We start from the raw sequence: 17,227 nt of genomic DNA, 5'->3' as shown, positions 1-17,227 counted from the left end.
GCCGCGCGTGGCCCCGGTTCCCTCCCGGAGGACCCCGTGACGACGATGCCGTTCCCGGCCCGCGACTACCTGCCCGTGCTGCGGGAGCTGACCGGCGGGTTCACCGGCGTCCTGCGCACTGCCGACCCCGCCGCCCCGGTGGCGGACTGCGGCGCGTGGACGCTGGCCGACCTCGGCACGCACCTCGGGAACGTCCACCGCTGGGCCGCCTCCGTCGTCACGACCGGCGAATCCCAGCGGCAGAGCTTCACGAACGGCCCCGGCACCGACCTCGCGTCCTGGTACGCATCGAGTGCCCAGCAGCTCTTGGACGCGCTCGAAGCCGCGGACCCCGAAGACCGCTGCTGGCACTTCGGCGGCGCCGAGAAGACCAAGGCGTTCTGGTACCGCCGCCAGGTCCACGAAACCGCCGTCCACCTCGCCGACGCCCGCCACGCGGCGGGCCAGGACTTCGCGCTCGACCCGGCCGTGGCCGCCGACGGCGTCGACGAGGTCCTCGCCGTCCTGATGCCGCGGGTCACCCGCTGGCACCCCGTGCCCCAGTTGCCAGGGCCCGTCGCGCTGCGCGCCACCGACACCGGTGACGTCTGGACCGTCCACCCCGGCGAACCGCCCGCGCTGGGCCCGGCCGCCGACGGCGCCGCGACCGTCGAAGCCCCGGCGCGGGATCTCCTGCTGCGGCTGTGGAAGCGCACCGGCCCGGCACCGCGGACCGACGGCGCCGCCGCGGCCGCCCTGCTCGCCGCACCGCTCACCCCCTGACCCGGTAGCTGTTCTAGACCATTCAGGCGGCGTTCACCGGGAAGCCTTCCCGTGGCCGTGCCGCTGCGCTGTGCTGGTCCGGCTCACTCTCTCACTCGATACTGGGGTACCCGGTGAAGAAGTCACGCACGGTTCTCTCCGGCGCGCTCGTCGCGCTGTTCGCGTCGGCGATCGTCGTCCCGGCCCACGCCGACCCTCTGTACGCGCCGCTCGGCACCCCGCCGATCGAGGCCGCGCCCGCCGCGTCGTCGGCCCACGAAGGCCCGGTCACGTTCGCCGCCGCGGACCCCGACGACGGCCTCGTCACCGGCAGCGCGACCACCGAGGTCGCCCCCGGCCTGAACCTCACCCAGTTCGACCGCTACGACCCGGCGGGCTGGATCCGCGGGGACACCCTCGCCGTCGACCTGCACAGCAAGGTGCTCAAGCCCACCTACCTGAGCCCGGGTACGGTTTCCGCGCGCACGCCGCTTTCGCAGCAGGTCGCGCGCGCCGGCGCGGTCGCCGGCGTGAACGGCGACTTCTTCGACATCAACGCCACCGGCGCGCCGATCGGCGTCGGCGTCGACCACGGGCAGCTGCAGACCGCGCCCGCGGCCGGCCACAACCTCACGGCGTCGATCACCGACGAAGGCAAGGCGCGTCTCGCGTCGGTCTTCCTCGAAGCCACGGTCACGCTCCCCGGCGGCACCGCCGTGAAGGCTGCGAACTTCAACAGCCCGGTCCTCGACCGGGACGCGATCGGCGTCTACACGCCGCTGTGGGGCGCTTCCGGCCGCGCGACGTCGGTGGCCGGCGCGTCCCGGGTGCTCGAGGTCGAGCTGCGCGACGGCGTCGTCACGCAGGTCCGCACGGCGCCCGCGGACGGCCCGATCGCGGCGGGCACGACCGTGCTCCTGGCCCGCGAGTCCGGTGCGGACGCGCTCGCCGCGCTGAAGCCGGGTGACGCGGTCGGCGTCGCGTACGCGCCGCGCACGGACGCCGGGAAGATCGCGGTCGCGGTGGGCGGCAACGAAGTCCTGCTGCGCGACGGCGTCGTGCAGCCCGTCGACAACGTGGCGATGCACCCGCGGACCGCGGTCGGGTTCTCCGCCGACGGCACGAAGCTCTGGCTGGCCACAGTGGACGGACGGCAGGCCGACAGCCGCGGCATGACCGAGCTGGAACTCGCGCGGCACATGAAGAGCCTCGGGGCCGACGACGCGATCAACCTCGACGGCGGCGGCTCGTCGACGCTCCTGGCGCGCAACGAAGGCGAGGCAGCGCCGAGCATCCGCAACTCACCCTCCGACGGCGGGGAACGCCTGGTGCCCAACGGGATCGGCTTCGGCACGGTCCCCGGCAGCGGACGGCTGACCGCCTTCGCGCCCGCCCCCGCGGTGGCGACGGCCGACGCGACCCGCGTCCTGTCCGGCCTGACCCGGCACCTGGTCGCCGACGGCCACGACGAGACCGGTGCCGCGGTCGCCGCCGACCCGCGCTGGACGACGTCCGACCTCCGGCGGGCGACCGTGACGCACGGGGTCGTGACCGGGCACAGCCCCGGCGGGGTCGACGTCGTCGCGAAGTCGGGCCGGGCGTCCGGGAAGACGGCGCTTTCCGTGCTGGGCAAGCCGGTCCGGCTCGGCACGAGCACCGAGCAAGTGGCCCTGTCGGCGGCCGGCGCGACGAGCACGTTCAAGGTCTACGGCTACGACGCCGACGGGTACGGCACCTGGCTGGAGCCCGGCGACGTCAAGCTCGACTACGACCACTCGGTCGTGCGCGTGACCCCGGCGGGCGACGGCTACTCGGTGACGGCGCTGACCGCGTCCGGCGCCTCCGCGATCACCGCGACGGCCGCGGGCCTGACCACCCACCTGGCAGCCTCGGTCGGCACGGTCGCGCAGGTCGCGGCGCCGTTCGACGGCCCGGCGGGCTGGGCGGCCACGGTGTACCCGGCGGTCGTCGGCGCGGCGCTGTCCGCGGCACCCGGCCGGGACGGCGGCGCCGGTCTCGCGCTGGACTACCGCCTCACCGGCACGACCGCGACCCGCGCCGCCTACGTGACGCCGTCGGCGGCTTTGCCGGTGCCGAAGGGCACGCAGAAGATCGGCCTGTGGGTGAACGGCGACGGCAAGGGTGCCTGGCTGCGGGCGGAACTGCGCGACGGCGCCAACGTCGCGTCCATTGTGGACCTCTCGCTGAACGTGGACTGGACGGGCTGGCGGTACGTCGCCGCGACGGTGCCCGCCGGGCTGCCCGACGGCCAGCGGCTGGCGCGCTTCTACGCCGTCGAAAACGTGCCGGACCAGCAGTACGAGGGTCATCTGGTGTTCGACGACCTGACGTTCGAGGTGGCGCCGTCGGCGACGGTGCCCGCGGACCCGGCGCCGCACGACCCGGCGCTGGTCACCGACGGGACGCTCGCCGGCGGCCTGCGCGTCGCCGTCGTCAGCGACGCGCAGTTCACCGCGGACGACCCGGCGGGCCCGCTGGTCGCGCAGGCGCGGCGGGCGCTGCGCGAGGCCGTCGCGGCGAAGCCGGACCTGGTGCTGATCAACGGCGACTTCGTCGACCGCGGCACCCCGCCCGACTTCACGCTGGCGCGGCAGGTGATTTCCGAGGAGCTGGACGGCAAGGCGCCGTGGTACTACGTGCCGGGCAACCACGAGGCCGAGGGCGGCAACGGGCTGGCCAACTTCCAGGCCGTCTTCGGCGTCACCCACCGCGTCGTCGACCTGCACGGGATCCGGCTGGTGCTGCTCGACTCGTCACGCGGTTCGCTGCGGGCCGGCGGGTTCGACCAGGTCCGGCTGCTGCGCTCGGCGCTCGACTCAGCGGCCGCCGACCGGAACGTGCGCGGGGTCGTCGTCGCGATGCACCACCCGGTGAAGGACCCGAGCCCGACCGGGAACTCCCAGCTCGCCGACCCGAAGGAAGCCGCGCTGCTGACCAGCTGGCTGACCGGTTTCGAGCAGGCGTCCGGCAAACCCGCGGCGTCGATCGCCTCGCACGCGGGCGTGTTCTCACTGTCGCGTGTGGACGGTGTGCCGTACCTGGTCAACGGCAACTCGGGCAAGGCGCCTGCGGCCGCGCCGGGCGACGGCGGGTTCGTCGGCTGGACGCTGCTGCGCGTCGACCCGGCCGACCGCGCGCAGCCGGTGCGGTTCGAGACGCGGCCGAACGTCGACTCGCTGACGGTGGCGGGTCCGGCGGAGCTTGCCCGGGGCGCCCGCGCCGACGTGCGCGCGACGCTGCGGCAGGGCACCCGCGACGTCCCGGTGTCGTACCCGGTCAGCGCGGACTGGACGGGGGCGTGGGGCACGCACATCGCCTCGGGCGGCTGGCCGCCGGCGCCGTGGGACGTCGCGTCGTTCGACCCGTCGACCGGCGTGCTGACGGCGCTGCGCCCGGGGGTCGCGAGGTTGTCGGTAACGGTCAACGGGGTGACGAAAACGCTGGTTTCGACCGTTCGCGGCTAAACCGTTCGGTTTTTGTCGGTGGCGGGTCCTAGTGTTCGGGACGTGGACCAAACGGAGGAGCGGGAGCCGGCGCTGGTGCAGGCCAAGGCACTGGTGAAGCGGTTCGGCGAGTTCGAAGCCGTGCGCGGGATCGACGTCGAGGTGCGGCGCGGGGAGGCGTTCGGCTTCCTCGGCCCGAACGGCGCCGGGAAGTCGTCGACCATGCGGATGATCGCGTGCGTGTCGCCGAGGACCGACGGTGACCTGCGGGTGCTCGGCCTGGACCCGGACGCGGCGGGCCCGCGGATCCGCGCGCGCCTCGGCGTGGTGCCGCAGCTGGACAACCTGGACGTCGAGCTGACCGTCCGGGAGAACCTGATCGTGTACGCCCGCTACTTCGGGCTGTCCCGGGCTTCTGCTCGTCGCAAAGCGGCGGAGCTGCTGGAGTTCGCCCAGCTGACCGACCGCGCGGACGACAAGGTCGACCCGCTGTCGGGCGGCATGAAGCGGCGCCTGACGATCGCGCGTTCGCTGGTCAACGACCCGGAGCTGCTGCTGCTCGACGAGCCGACGACGGGTCTCGACCCGCAGGCGCGGCACCTGTTGTGGGACCGGCTGTTCCGGCTCAAGGCCCAGGGCACCACGCTGATCGTCACGACGCACTACATGGACGAAGCCGAGCAGCTGTGCGACAGGCTGGTGGTGATGGACCACGGCCGCATCGCCGCGGAGGGTTCGCCTGCCGAGCTGATCAGCCGCTACTCGACGCGCGAAGTAGTCGAGCTGCGGTTCGCGTCGGGGGAGCAGGAGTCGGCGGCGTCGCAGGTGGAGGGCCTGGCGGAGCGGGTGGAGGTGCTACCGGACCGGGTACTGCTCTACAGCAACAACGGCGAGGCGGCCCTGGAAGGCACCCACGCCCGAGGCCTGCGGCCGCTGTCGAGCCTGGTACGCCGCAGCTCCCTGGAGGACGTCTTCCTCAGACTGACCGGCCGGACCCTGGTGGACTGATGCCAACCGAACCGACCCGCCCGGCCCACCCCACCGCCCCACCGTCCGACCGGTTTCGGCCGGCGCCCGCCCCCGCCGATCGCGGCCACCGGCCGGTTCCCGCCTCCCGGCCGCTCACCACTCTCTGCGCCGCCACCGGCAGCGCGGGCCGCCGCTCCGCCGCCATTGCCGGTCGCTCCGCCACTGGCAGCGCGAGCTGCACCGCCTTCGCCACTGCCCGCCGCACCGCCGCCACCATTTCCGGTCGCTCCGCCACCGGCAGCGCGAGCTGCACTGCCATCGCCGCTGCGGGTTGCTCCGCCGTCGTCACTGCCGGTCGCTCCGCCACTGGCAGCGCGGGCTGGGCCGCCATCGCAACTGCCAGTCGCGCCGCCGCTGCCACTGCCGGTCGCGCCGCCAATGCAACCGCGGGCTGCGCCGCGACCGCGGGCTGCGCCGCCACCGCCTTTGCCTATCGCTCCATCGCTGGCCGAATCGCCACCCACCAGCGCATGCCCAGGTCGATCCGGCGGCCAGAGCCGACACACGCTCCCTCCGGCCCCTCGGCACCGGCTCACCCACTCCCGAACCGCCACACCCGCGGCAGGAGGCGGCCATGACTGCCGTCGAGTCCTCCGGCCGGGTGGTCGGCAAGTGGCACGGTGCCTGGCTGCGCGTCGAAGGGCACTGGACCTGGTACCGCCGGCACTGGCTGACCACCCTGTACTCCACCGGCCTCCAGCCGGTGCTGTTCCTCGCCGCCATGGGGCTGGGCTTCGGGTCGCAGGTGCGGCCCGGCGCGGTTACCGGCGGCCTCTCCTACCTGCAGTACATCGCGCCCGCGCTGCTCGCCGCCGGTGCCGCGCAGCAGGCGGTCGGGGAGTCGAGCTACCCCGTTCTCTCCGGGTTCAAGTGGCAGAAGGACTACCTGGCCGTCACCGCCACGCCGGTGTCACCCGGGCAGGTGCTCGGCGGCCACCTGATCTGGTCGGCGCTGCGGCTGACCCTGGCCGGCGCGATCTACGCGTTCGTCGCGCTGTTCTTCGGCGCCTGGACCGGGCCCGGCGTGCTGCTGGTGATCGTCGCCGGCACGGTCACCGGGCTCGCCTGCACCACGCCGATGACCGCGCTGGCCGCCCGCACCTCCGACGAGGGCCAGCGGTTCGGGCTGATCTTCCGCTTCGTCGTGATGCCGATGACGTTGTTCTCCGGCACGTTCTTCCCGATCTCCCAGCTGCCCGCCGCGATCCGCTGGCTGGCCTGGCTCTCCCCGCTGTGGCACGGCTCGCAGCTGGCCCGCGGCGTGAGCGTCGGCGGGGTCGGCGGCTGGGCGATGCTCGGCCACTTCGCCGTGCTCGCGGCACTGTTCGCGGCCGGGTGGGCGCTGGCGCACCGGGCGTTCTACGAGAGGCTGGTGGTCTGATGGTGAACGTCCAGGCCCCACCGAGGCGCGTCGGGCTGCTGCTGCGGATCCTCCCGCCCGGGCTGTACGCCGGCCGGGCGAGCGCGCTGATCGAGCGCGCGACCATGGTCTACCGCAACAGCTGGCTGATCTTCCTGTCCGGCGCGGCCGAGCCGTTCCTCTACCTGCTGGCGTTCCAGCTGGGGTTCGGCAGGCTCGTCAGCGAGGTCACCGGCCCCGACGGCCGCCCGATGAGCTACGTCGCGTTCGTCGCCCCGGCTCTATTGGCGACGTCGGCGATGAACGGCGCCGTCTTCGAGTCGACGTTCAACCTGTTCTTCAAGCTGCGCTACGCGAAGCTGTACGACGCGATGCTGGCGACCCCGATCGGCCCGCTCGACGTCGCACTCGGCGAGATCGGCTGGGCCATCCTGCGCGGCGGCGTCTACGCGGTGGCGTTCCTCGGCATCGCGGCGGCGATGGGCCTGCTGGCGTCGTGGTGGGCGCTGCTGATGGTCCCGGCGGCGCTCCTGGTGGGGCTGGCCTTCTCGGCGATCGGCATGGCGCTGGTGACGTTCGTGAAGTCGACGGCCCAGTTCGACTACATCCAGCTGGTGCTGATGCCGATGTTCCTGTTCTCCACGACGTTCTTCCCGCTGACGGTGTACCCCGAGCCCCTGCAGTGGGTGGTCCGCTGCTTCCCGCTCTACCACGCGATCGAGCTGATGCGCGGCCTGGCGACCGGCATCCTCTCGACGGGCATGCTCGGCAACCTCGCCTACCTGCTGGCCCTGGGCGGAGTGGGCCTCTGGGCGTCGACCCGCCGCATCGCAAAGCTCCTGCTGACCTGACATGACGGCGGCTCAGCGAGCCGGGTCCGGCCGCCCGCTCCGCGGCGCCACCGCCGCCATCGCGTCCACCATCCCGTGCCCGTAGAAGCCGTTGAACCCCTCGTAGCCCGCGCAGTACGCGTCCTGGGTGCCGTCCCCGGTCAGGTCGTAGTCGGCCGGGCACGGCATCGGCGTCGCCTGCTCGTCCAGGATCCGCCGCAGCTGCCGCGGGCCCGCTCCGGGATGCGACGACGCCAGCAGCGCGAGCACCCCGGCGACGTGCGGGGCCGCCATCGACGTCCCGCACAGCGGCGCGTACCCGCCGGGGACCGTCGAAAGCACGCACTGGCCGGTCTCGCCGCCGGGCGCGGTGACGTCGATCACGCCCAGCCCGTACGAGCTGTACCCCGCCTTCACCCGGTCCGCGCCGACGGCCGACACCGCGACGACGTCCCGCAGCCCGGCGGGCAGGGCCTCGCAGCCGGTGCCCGCGCCGGGGGTGCCCGAACGGGCGGACGGCGTGAGGTCGACCGCCTCGTTGGTCGCCGCCGCGACGTTCAGCGTGCCCGCCGCCGTGCTGTACTCCACCGCCCTGGCCAGCACTTCGTGCACCACCCCGCGGTCGTCGCCGCGGATGCACGACAGCGACCACGGGTTGACGAAGAAGCTGCTGTTCGTCAGCTGCATGTGCCGCGACGCCGCCCACATCAGCCCGCACACGGCGGCCTCCGGGTCGGCGTAACCGCGGTCGTCGATCACCTTGACCGAGGCGACGCGCACGCCGGGCGCCACCCCCGTGACGCCGTGGCCGTCGTCGGCCGCCGCGATGATCCCGGCCACGTGCGTGCCGTGCACCGACGTCGTCGGCGCCCACGCGCCGAGGTCCTGGTCGGGGGCGCCGGTGAGGCAGCCGGCGGAGTCGTCGCGGTCCAGCGCCGCGGTCAGGTCCGGGTGGGCCGGGTCGATGCCCGAGTCGAGCACGCCGACGACGACGTCGCGGCTGCCCTCGGACACCTTGTGCGCCCAGCCCGCGTTGATCGCCTGCATGTCCCACTGCCGGTCGGTCAGGTCCGCGGCGGGCACCGCCGCGGGGTCGGTCGCCGGCAGCGCGGCCCGCGCGGGCTGCGGTTTCACCGGGTCGGTCGCGTGCTGGGCGGCCAGCCGCTCGCCCTGGGCGCTGAACGTCCGGTCCAGCCCGATGCGCGACCCGAACCCCGGATCGCCGGAGGTCGCCACGGCGACGGCGATCTGCGGGTAGTACACGGTCGTGGCGCCGCAGGCGCCGGAGATCTCCGAACGTGCGGCGGTCTCGTCCGTGCCGCGGTCAAAGGTGACGACGTAGCGGAGGGTCCGCCCGTGGGCGCAGGACGACTCGTCGGCCAGCGCCGGACCGGCGGTGACGCATCCCGAAAGCACCAGGACGGTGCACACGGCCGCCCGCATCGGCCGCGCCAGCAGGGACACCTGACCTCCCACCGGACGCAGGAACCGCGGGTGCCGGCGCGTGCGCGCCCGGCCACCCCGAGCCGCACGCTAGCCACCGCGCGCCCGGCGGACAAGCTCTTCGGCCAAGTTCGCCCGGCCGGTGCCCTCGCGGCGCGCCCGGGCGGCCTGCCGGAGGTACCGAGTACACCGGAGCAGTCACCGGGTGTGGGATACTGCGGATGGCCGCTGGGCCGCGGGGCGCACGTGAGAGGTGCTGCCTGCGGAGCGGTGGCCCGGTGAAGTGCATGAACCAGCACCACGCGCGTCGCCGCCCGCGAGCCGGGTGGCTGGACGACGTGGCGGGCGGCCCGGGGGCCGTGAGGCCTGGGCACGCACGCCGCCGAGCAGACCTTTGACCGGGTTGCGCGCCATCGGGAGTCGATGGTGCGGCGCCCGGTCGTCGGGCAAGGATTCCCGCCGCTGGTGACCACCACGGCGGAACGAACAGAAAGGGGCCCCTGCGCGGCCGCGTCCCTGCCGGGTTGAACCGGCAGACGCGCCCGGGGGCGGAGGAGACACATGTCGAACGCGGAAACACCCGCCGAGCACACCGGCGGGAATCCCGCCACACCCACGACCGGCCCGCTGGCCGACCTGCCCGCCCGGATCCGGGTGCACGCGCTGGCCAAGCTGCTCGAGTCGCACAGCCGGGACGTCCTCGCGAAGCTGGCCGAACTGGGCGAAAGCGTCCGCAGCGCGCAGTCGAGCGTGACCAGGGAAGTGGCCCTCAAGGTCGCCGAGGCCTTCTCGGGCGGCGACGTCGAAGCGGCCCCGGCCTCCGGCGGTGACGTCGAGGTGGCCCCGGCCGAGCGGGCCGAGCCCGAGCCCGAGCCGCAGCGGTCCGCCGCGCCGGCCGTGCCCGAGGTGCCGGCCGCCGAGGCCGAGAAGCCGCGGCCGCGGCAGAAGACCCGTGCGCACCTGCCGGTGTTCGCCGCGCCGTCGCCGGTCTTCCTGCCGCCCGAGCCCGCCGCGACCAAGCCGGCCCGCAAGCCGGCCGACCCGTTCGCGGAGCCGCCGGCCCCGGTGAAGCAGCAGAAGCACCCGCAGCCCGAGCCCGAGGTCGCCGAGGAAGAGGAGGCCGAGGACACCACGCCGGCCACCGACTCCGGTGACGACGACGGTGACGACGCCAACAGCCGCCGCCGTCGCCGCCGCGGCCGCCGTGGCCGCGGCCGCGGCAAGGGCGCCGACGGCAGTGACGAGAACGACGGCGACGACGCCCAGGCCGAGGAGGAGCAGCCGCAGCAGCAGCCCGCGCGCCGCCGCTCCCGTAACGGCAACACGGACGAAAAGGCCGTCAAGGACGAGCCGGACACCGTGGAGGAGCCCGAAGACGACTCCGACAACGACAGCGACAACGACGGTGAAGGCGGCAGCAAGCGCCGTCGCCGCCGCCGTCGCCGCAAGGGCTCGGACGGCGACGACAGCGGCGACACCGGCACCGACGACCCGCCCAACACCGTCACCCACGTCCGCCAGGCCAAGGCCGAGCAGGCCGAGCGCGAGCGCCCGGCCCGCGACGAGGTCCGCAGCGTCCGCGGCTCGACGCGCCTGGAGGCCAAGCGCCAGCGCCGCCGTGACGGCCGCGAGGCCGGCCGCCGCCGCGCCCCGATCCTGTCCGAGGCCGAGTTCCTCGCCCGCCGCGAGGCGGTCGAGCGCACGATGGTCGTCGTCGAAAAGGGCGAGTCGACGCAGATCGGCGTGCTCGAGGACGGCGTGCTGGTCGAGCACTTCGTGACGCAGTCGGGCTCCGGCTCGATCGTCGGCAACGTCTACCTCGGCCGTGTCCAGAACGTGCTGCCGAGCATGGAGGCCGCGTTCATCGACATCGGCCGCGGCCGCAACGCCGTGCTCTACGCCGGTGAGGTCGACTGGGACGCCGCCGGCCTGGAGGGCAAGGCCCGCAAGATCGAGCAGGCGCTCTCCACCGGCGACTCCGTGCTGGTCCAGGTGACCAAGGACCCGGTCGGGCACAAGGGCGCCCGGCTGACCACGCAGATCTCGCTGCCCGGCCGCTTCCTGGTGTACGTCCCCGCGGGCGGCGCCACCGGCATCTCCCGCAAGCTGCCGGAGAACGAGCGCCGCCGGCTCAAGGACATCCTCAAGCGGATCGTCCCGGAGGACGCGGGTGTGATCATCCGCACCGCCTCCGAGGGCATCGGCGAGGAGGAGCTCGGCCGCGACGTCGACCGCCTGAAGGCCCAGTGGGACGTCATCAAGGAGAAGGCCGACGCCGGCTCCGGCCGCAAGGGCGGCGCGCCGACCATGCTCTACGAAGAGCCGGACCTGCTGGTCAAGGTCGTGCGTGACCTCTTCACCGAGGACTTCGCCAAGCTGGAGATCCAGGGCAACCGGTCGTGGGAGACCATCAACGACTACGTCCGGCACGTCGCGCCGGAGCTGTCCGAGCGGGTCAAGCGCTACACCGGCACCGGTGACGCGTTCGCCGACCACCGGATCGACGAGCAGATCACCAAGGCCCTCGACCGCAAGGTCTGGCTGCCCTCGGGCGGCTACCTGGTGATCGACCGCACCGAGGCGATGACGGTCATCGACGTCAACACCGGCAAGTTCACCGGCTCGGGCGGCAACCTCGAGGAGACGGTGACCCGCAACAACCTGGAGTCGGCGGAGGAGATCGTCCGCCAGCTGCGACTGCGGGACATCGGCGGCATCATCGTGATCGACTTCATCGACATGGTGCTCGAGTCCAACCGCGAGCTGGTGCTGCGCCGCCTCACCGAGTGCCTCGGCCGCGACCGCACGCGTCACCAGGTCGCCGAGGTCACCTCGCTGGGCCTGGTCCAGATGACCCGCAAGAAGATCGGCACCGGGCTGCTCGAGGCGTTCTCGACGCCGTGCGAGCACTGCAAGGGCCGCGGCGTCGTCGTCTCGACCGAGCCGCAGCGCACGGCCGGCGGCACGGGCCACTCCCACGGGGGCAACGGCGGCGGCGGCAACGGTGGTGGCAACGGCGGCGGTGGCGGCGGGGAGAAGAGCTCCCGCCGGTCGCGCGGCCGTGGTGGCAAGGGCGAGGAAGCCGCGCCGCAGCCGGCCGAAGCGGTCAAGGACGAGGTGCACGTCGTTCCGCCGCCGGAGAAGCGCGAGTCGATCGCGTCCGCGGTGGCGGCCATGGCGAACGCGTCCAAGGCCGTCAAGGAACAGCCGCACGAGCACGGTGCCCTCAACGGCAACGGGCCCGTCCCCGAGGTGACCGACACGGCGGAGGCCTCCCAGGCCACCGAGACGCCGGACGAGGCCGTCGTGGCCCCGGTGCCGGCTTCGGAGGTCGCCGACGTCCCGGTGACCACCGAGGCGGACGAGACGCCGGTGCCGCTGGAGGAGCCGTCCGTCGAGCGTTCGTCGGCACCCGAGCCGGCGGAAGAGCCCGTCACAGAGTCTTCGGAGGCCGCTGAGCCGGTCGCCGAACCCGAGGTCAGCGTGCCCGAACCGGCCGTGCGCTCCACCCGGCGCCGTCCGCGCCGGGCCGCGTCACGCCCGGCCGGGCCGCCGGTCAAGGCCTCGGAGCAGAGCGCAAGCTGAACGACTAGGGGACCCCGGTGGTAACGCACCGGGGCACCCCACGTAACCTGTAGTACGGCCTACCACCAGAGTAGGCCGCCTGCGTGAGAACAGGACCGCCTTCCCGGAGGCGGGCCGATCGCGCGGGGCCCCCACCCATTGTCGAGTAATGCAGGAGACTTCCGTGTCGGCGTACGCGATCGTCAAGACCGGCGGCAAGCAGTACAAGGTTGCCGTCGGCGACGTGGTCGAGGTCGAGAAGCTCGAGGGCGAGCCGGGCACCGAGCACATTCTCCCCGCCGTTTTGTACGTCGACGGTGGCGATGTCACCACGGACGCCGACGCGCTGGCGAAGGTCTCGGTCACCGGCAAGGTCGTCGAGCAGACCAAGGGTCCGAAGATCCGGATCCACAAGTTCAAGAACAAGACGGGCTACCACAAGCGTCAGGGTCACCGGCAGAAGCTGACCCGCGTCGAGGTCACCGCCATCTCCCTGTAAGAACTTCTCCGGATCTGCTTTTTCAGACCGAGTCTTTTTAAAGAAGGGCTGAGCCATGGCTCACAAGAAGGGTGCGTCCAGCTCCCGCAACGGTCGCGATTCGAACGCGCAGCGCCTCGGCGTCAAGCGCTTCGGCGGCCAGGAAGTCAACGCCGGCGAGATCCTGATCCGCCAGCGTGGCACCAAGTTCCACCCGGGCGTGAACGTCGGCCGTGGCGGCGACGACACGCTGTTCGCGCTGGCCGCCGGTGCGGTCCAGTTCGGCGAGAAGCGTGGTCGCAAGACGATCAACATCGTCGTGCCAGCCGAGGCCTGAGTCTTCGGTTCTCGACGCTAGACCTCGAACGAGGGGTGGGACCGGAATATCCGGTGCCACCCCTCGTTTGTTTTGTGTATCCCCCGCTCGCGAATGAAAGAGGCAAGTCATGGCGTCCCGTTTCGTGGACCGCGCGGTGATCCACCTGACCGCCGGTGACGGGGGCAACGGCTGCGCCTCGGTGCACCGCGAGAAGTTCAAGCCTCTCGGCGGCCCGGACGGCGGCAACGGCGGCAACGGCGGCGACGTCCTGCTGGTCGTCGACCCGAACGTGCACACCCTGCTCGACTTCCACTTCCGCCCGCACGCCAAGGCGGGCAGCGGCAAGCTGGGCCAGGGCGGCAACCGCGCGGGCGCGGCGGGCGAGACCCTGGTGATGAAGGTGCCGTCCGGCACCGTCGTGTTCACCGAGGACGGCGAGATGGTCGCCGACCTGATCGGCCCCGGCACCACGTTCGTCGCGGCCCAGGGCGGCCGCGGCGGTCTCGGCAACCACGCGCTGTCGTCGAAGGCCCGCAAGGCGCCCGGGTTCGCGCTGCTGGGTGAGCCGGGTGAGGCCCGCAACCTCGTGCTGGAGCTGCGTTCGGTCGCCGACGTCGGCCTGCTCGGCTTCCCGTCCGCCGGCAAGTCGTCGCTGATCTCGGTGCTGTCCGCGGCCAAGCCGAAGATCGCCGACTACCCGTTCACCACGCTGGTGCCGAACCTCGGCGTGATCACCGGCGGCGACACCGTCTTCACGATGGCCGACGTCCCCGGCCTGATCCCCGGCGCGTCCGAAGGCAAGGGCCTGGGGCTCGACTTCCTGCGTCACATCGAGCGGTGCGCGGTGCTGGTGCACGTCGTCGACTGCGCCACCCTCGAGCCCGGGCGCGACCCGGTGTCCGATGTGGACGCTCTGGAGCTGGAGCTGGCGAAGTACACGCCCGGCCTCGGCGGGAAGCTCGAAGAGCGCCCGCGCGTGGTCGTCCTGAACAAGATCGACGTCCCGGAGGCCGCCGAGCTCGCCGACTTCGTCCGCCCGGAGTTCGAAGCCCGTGGCTTGCAGGTGTTCGAGATCTCCACGGCGTCGCGCAAGGGTCTGCGCGAGCTGACCTTCGCGCTCGCCAAGGTGGTCGAACAGTACCGTGAGATGCAGCCGGTGCTGGAGCCGGAGAAGATCGTGCTGCGGCCGCTGGCCGTCGACGACGAAGGCTTCACCGTCGAGGTCGATCCCGAGGAAGAGGGCGCCTTCATCGTGCGCGGCTCGCGGCCGGAGCGGTGGATCCGCCAGACGAACTTCGGCAACGACGAGGCCGTCGGCTACCTCGGCGACCGCCTCAACCGCCTCGGCGTCGAGGACAAGCTGGCGAAGCTCGGCGCGCGGCCGGGCAGCCCGGTCACCATCGGCGACGTCCAGTTCGAGTGGGAGCCGTCGACGCCGAGCGTCGCGATGCACCTGTCCGGGCGCGGCACCGACGTCCGCCTCGAGAACCACGACCGGATCGGCGCGGCCGAGCGCAAGGAAGCCCGCCGGATCCGCCGCGACGGCCCGGACGAGCCGGAAGGCGCCGACGTGGACCTGGACGCGTGAGCGGCACGCGGGAGGCCATCGCCGCCGCCCGGCGGCTGGTGGTCAAGGTCGGTTCCTCGGCGCTGACCACCGCGGGCAGCGGTCTCGACCCGGTCCGGCTCGGCGCGCTGGTCGACGCGATCGCGGCCCGGGTCGCCCGGGACACGCAGATCGTGCTCGTTTCCTCCGGCGCGATCGGCGCCGGTTTGGCGCCGCTTTCGCTGGGCAAGCGGCCGAAGGACCTCGCCACCCAGCAGGCGGCGGCGAGCGTCGGGCAGCTGGCGCTGGCGCACGCGTACGCCGAGTCGTTCGGGCGGTACTCGCTGACCGTCGGGCAGGTGCTGCTCACCTCCGACGACGTCGTGCGGCGTTCGCACTACCGCAACGCGCAGCGGACTTTCTCGCGGCTGCTGGCGCTCGGCGCGGTCCCGGTGGTCAACGAGAACGACACGGTCGCCACCGAGGAAATCCGCTTCGGCGACAACGACCGGCTGGCCGCCCTGGTGGCGCACCTGATCGGCGCCGACGCGCTGATCCTGCTGTCCGATGTGGACGGTCTCTACGACGGCGACCCGCGCGAGGGTGCCACCCGCAAGCTCACCGAGGTGCTCTCGGAGTCCGATGTGGACGGTATCTCGGTCGGGATCTCCAGCTCCGGCCTGGGCACCGGCGGCATGGTGTCCAAGCTGGCCGCCGCCCGCACCGCGGCCGGCGCCGGCATCCCGGTCCTGCTCGCGGCGGCTTCGGAGGCGTCGGCGGCCCTGACGACGGCGTCGCCGGGCACGGCGTTCGCCCCGGCCGACACCCGCCTGTCGGCCCGCCGGTTCTGGCTGGGCTACGCGGCGGACACGACAGGCAAGCTCCGCATCGACGACGGCGCGGTGACGGCGGTGGTCCGCCGCCGTCGCTCCCTGCTGGCGGCCGGAATCACCGGCGTGGACGGCGACTTCCAGGCGGGCGACGTGGTCGACCTGGTGGACGCCCACGACCGCGCGGTAGCCCGCGGCGTAGTGGCTTTCGACGCGACAGAGCTCCCGGACCTGATCGGCCGCTCAACCCCCGAGCTACCGCCAGAACAACGCCGCGAGGTAGTCCACGCCGACGACCTGGTCCCCCTACGCCGCTAACCCACCGCACCGTCCCCCAACCCCACACGTCGCCCCCCCCCCGCCACACGCAACACCCCTCCCACCACGCGTGTCGTCCACCCAATCACGCGCGTCGACCCCTCAATCACACGTGTCGACTCCCCAGTCACACGCGATGCCTCTTCGGCCACGCGTGTCGTCCACGCAGGTACGCGTGTCGTCCGCCCAGGCACGCGTGTCGTCCGCCTAGGTACACGTGTCGTCTATCCAGGTGCGGTTGTCGACTTCCCAATCACGGGTGATGCCTCTCCAAGCATGCGTGTCGTCCGCCTAGGTACGTGCGTCGCCTCTCCAGGCACGTGTGTCGACTTCCCAGTCGCGCGCGATGCCTCTCCGAGCATGCGTGTCGTCCACGCAGGTACGCGTGTCGTCCGCCCAGGAACGCGTGTCGTCTATCCAGGTACACGTGTCGTCCACCTGGGTACGTGTGTCGTCTCCCTGATCACGCGTGTCGACTCTCCAATCACGCGTGATGCCCCTCCAGTCACGTGTGATGCCCCTCCAGTCACGCGTGAGGCCCGTCTGATCACGGGTGATGCCCCGCGGCTCACGTGATCCGGCTCAGCCCACCGAAACCAGGTGCGCCCCGCCGTCGGCTTCCAGCACCGTGCCGCTCAGGTTGCGGTTCGTCGCCGCGAGGGCGACCACCTCGGCCACGTCGTCCGCCGTCGCCACGCGGCGGGACGGGATCGAAGCCGCCGTCTGCGCGAAGAATCCTTCGCGCATCTCGTCCGGGAAGCCGCTCCACCATGCCGTGTCGACGACGCCGGGGGAGACCGCGTTGACTCGTCGCGGCGCGAGTTCGACCGCGAGCGGTTTGACCAGGGCTTCGACCGCCGCGTTGAGCGCGCCGATCCCGGCCGTGCCCGGCATGGAGGCGCGGGCGCTGATCGCGCCGAGCAGGGTGATCGAGCCGTCCGCCGCCAGGTGCGGCAGCACGGCCTGGATCGTCGTCAGGTGCGCCCAGAACTTCGCGTCGAAGGCCCGGCGCAGCATCGCCAGGTCCAGCTCGGCGATCGGCCCCAGACCTTCGGCGCCGGACAAGCTCACCACCAGCACGTCGACCGTGCCGAGCGACTCGGCCAGCGCGGCCATCGCCACTGCGTCCCCGCCGTCGGCCTGGTGCCCGGTCAGGTGCGGGTCGCTCGCGGCGACGTCGTCGAGGCGTTCCTTGCCGCGCCCGGTGATGTGGACGTCGTAGCCCCGCGTGTGCAGGCGCCGCGCGGTCGCCAGGCCGATGCCCGAGGTGCCGCCGGCGACTAGAGCGATACTCATGTTTCCCCA

At 72.8% G+C, this 17,227-nt stretch carries 12 protein-coding genes; 10 read left to right on the top strand and 2 right to left on the bottom strand.

The annotated features are described in order from the left end of the window. The first annotated feature begins 36 nt into the window (after nucleotides 1-36). The 5 genes from VA596_RS44465 (at nucleotide 37) to VA596_RS44445 (ending at nucleotide 7,445) form a co-directional block, all read left to right on the top strand. Complete coding sequence (locus tag VA596_RS44465; RefSeq protein WP_323336020.1) at nucleotides 37-762, top strand: maleylpyruvate isomerase family mycothiol-dependent enzyme; 726 nt, start codon at nucleotides 37-39, stop codon at nucleotides 760-762. Between the two features lie 113 nt (nucleotides 763-875). Continuing rightward, nucleotides 876-4,226, top strand: a complete 3,351-nt coding sequence (locus tag VA596_RS44460) for a phosphodiester glycosidase family protein (protein WP_323336019.1) — start codon at nucleotides 876-878, stop codon at nucleotides 4,224-4,226. Nucleotides 4,227-4,268: 42 nt separating this feature from the next. Continuing rightward, nucleotides 4,269-5,213, top strand: a complete 945-nt coding sequence (locus VA596_RS44455; RefSeq protein WP_323336018.1) for an ABC transporter ATP-binding protein — start codon at nucleotides 4,269-4,271, stop codon at nucleotides 5,211-5,213. Between the two features lie 595 nt (nucleotides 5,214-5,808). After that, nucleotides 5,809-6,615, top strand: a complete 807-nt coding sequence (locus tag VA596_RS44450) for an ABC transporter permease (protein WP_323336017.1) — start codon at nucleotides 5,809-5,811, stop codon at nucleotides 6,613-6,615. Next, complete coding sequence (locus VA596_RS44445; RefSeq protein ID WP_323336015.1) at nucleotides 6,615-7,445, top strand: ABC transporter permease; 831 nt, start codon at nucleotides 6,615-6,617, stop codon at nucleotides 7,443-7,445. Before VA596_RS44450 ends, VA596_RS44445 begins: the two co-directional genes overlap by 1 nt. A 12-nt stretch (nucleotides 7,446-7,457) precedes the next feature. Here VA596_RS44445 and VA596_RS44440 read toward each other — a convergent pair whose 3' ends face one another. Beyond that, a complete protein-coding gene (locus VA596_RS44440; protein WP_323336013.1) occupies nucleotides 7,458-8,888 on the bottom strand; it encodes a S8 family peptidase in 1,431 nt (476 codons plus the stop codon). A gap of 540 nt (nucleotides 8,889-9,428) precedes the next feature. On the opposite strand from VA596_RS44440, the gene VA596_RS44435 reads away from it, so the two are divergent. The 5 genes from VA596_RS44435 (at nucleotide 9,429) to proB (ending at nucleotide 15,922) form a co-directional block, all read left to right on the top strand. Further along, nucleotides 9,429-12,452: a translation initiation factor IF-2 N-terminal domain-containing protein gene (locus VA596_RS44435; RefSeq protein ID WP_323336011.1), complete on the top strand. Its 3,024-nt coding sequence runs from the start codon at nucleotides 9,429-9,431 to the stop codon at nucleotides 12,450-12,452. A 163-nt stretch (nucleotides 12,453-12,615) separates the two neighbouring features. Next, nucleotides 12,616-12,930 carry a 50S ribosomal protein L21 gene (rplU, locus tag VA596_RS44430; protein ID WP_003067132.1) on the top strand — a complete coding sequence of 105 codons (315 nt, stop codon included), beginning with the start codon at nucleotides 12,616-12,618 and terminating at the stop codon, nucleotides 12,928-12,930. A gap of 55 nt (nucleotides 12,931-12,985) precedes the next feature. Further along, on the top strand, nucleotides 12,986-13,246 hold the full coding sequence (gene rpmA, locus VA596_RS44425; protein WP_323336009.1) for a 50S ribosomal protein L27: 261 nt from the start codon (nucleotides 12,986-12,988) through the stop codon (nucleotides 13,244-13,246). Nucleotides 13,247-13,355: 109 nt separating this feature from the next. Then, nucleotides 13,356-14,816, top strand: coding sequence for a GTPase ObgE (gene obgE / locus VA596_RS44420; protein WP_323336007.1), 1,461 nt, complete (start codon nucleotides 13,356-13,358; stop codon nucleotides 14,814-14,816). Then, nucleotides 14,813-15,922, top strand: coding sequence for a glutamate 5-kinase (gene proB / locus VA596_RS44415; protein ID WP_323336005.1), 1,110 nt, complete (start codon nucleotides 14,813-14,815; stop codon nucleotides 15,920-15,922). Before obgE ends, proB begins: the two co-directional genes overlap by 4 nt. 582 nt (nucleotides 15,923-16,504) lie before the next feature. Here the strand turns inward: proB and VA596_RS44410 are convergent. Next, a complete protein-coding gene (locus tag VA596_RS44410) occupies nucleotides 16,505-17,218 on the bottom strand; it encodes an SDR family oxidoreductase (RefSeq protein WP_323336004.1) in 714 nt (237 codons plus the stop codon). Between the last annotated feature and the right edge of the window lie 9 nt (nucleotides 17,219-17,227).

This window comes from Amycolatopsis heterodermiae (assembly GCF_034929455.1).
In the GTDB taxonomy this organism is placed as follows: domain Bacteria; phylum Actinomycetota; class Actinomycetes; order Mycobacteriales; family Pseudonocardiaceae; genus Amycolatopsis; species Amycolatopsis heterodermiae.
The sequence above is the reverse complement of the archived record's forward strand: the minus strand, read 5'-3'. Positions and strand labels throughout refer to the sequence as shown.

Coding starts and splice junctions, on each gene's coding strand:
- VA596_RS44435 (WP_323336011.1), top strand. CDS start 9,429: ATGTCGAACGCGGAAACACCCGCCGAGCACACCGGCGGGAATCCCGCC.
- VA596_RS44445 (WP_323336015.1), top strand. CDS start 6,615: ATGGTGAACGTCCAGGCCCCACCGAGGCGCGTCGGGCTGCTGCTGCGG.
- obgE (WP_323336007.1), top strand. CDS start 13,356: ATGGCGTCCCGTTTCGTGGACCGCGCGGTGATCCACCTGACCGCCGGT.
- rpmA (WP_323336009.1), top strand. CDS start 12,986: ATGGCTCACAAGAAGGGTGCGTCCAGCTCCCGCAACGGTCGCGATTCG.
- VA596_RS44450 (WP_323336017.1), top strand. CDS start 5,809: ATGACTGCCGTCGAGTCCTCCGGCCGGGTGGTCGGCAAGTGGCACGGT.
- VA596_RS44410 (WP_323336004.1), bottom strand. CDS start 17,218: ATGAGTATCGCTCTAGTCGCCGGCGGCACCTCGGGCATCGGCCTGGCG.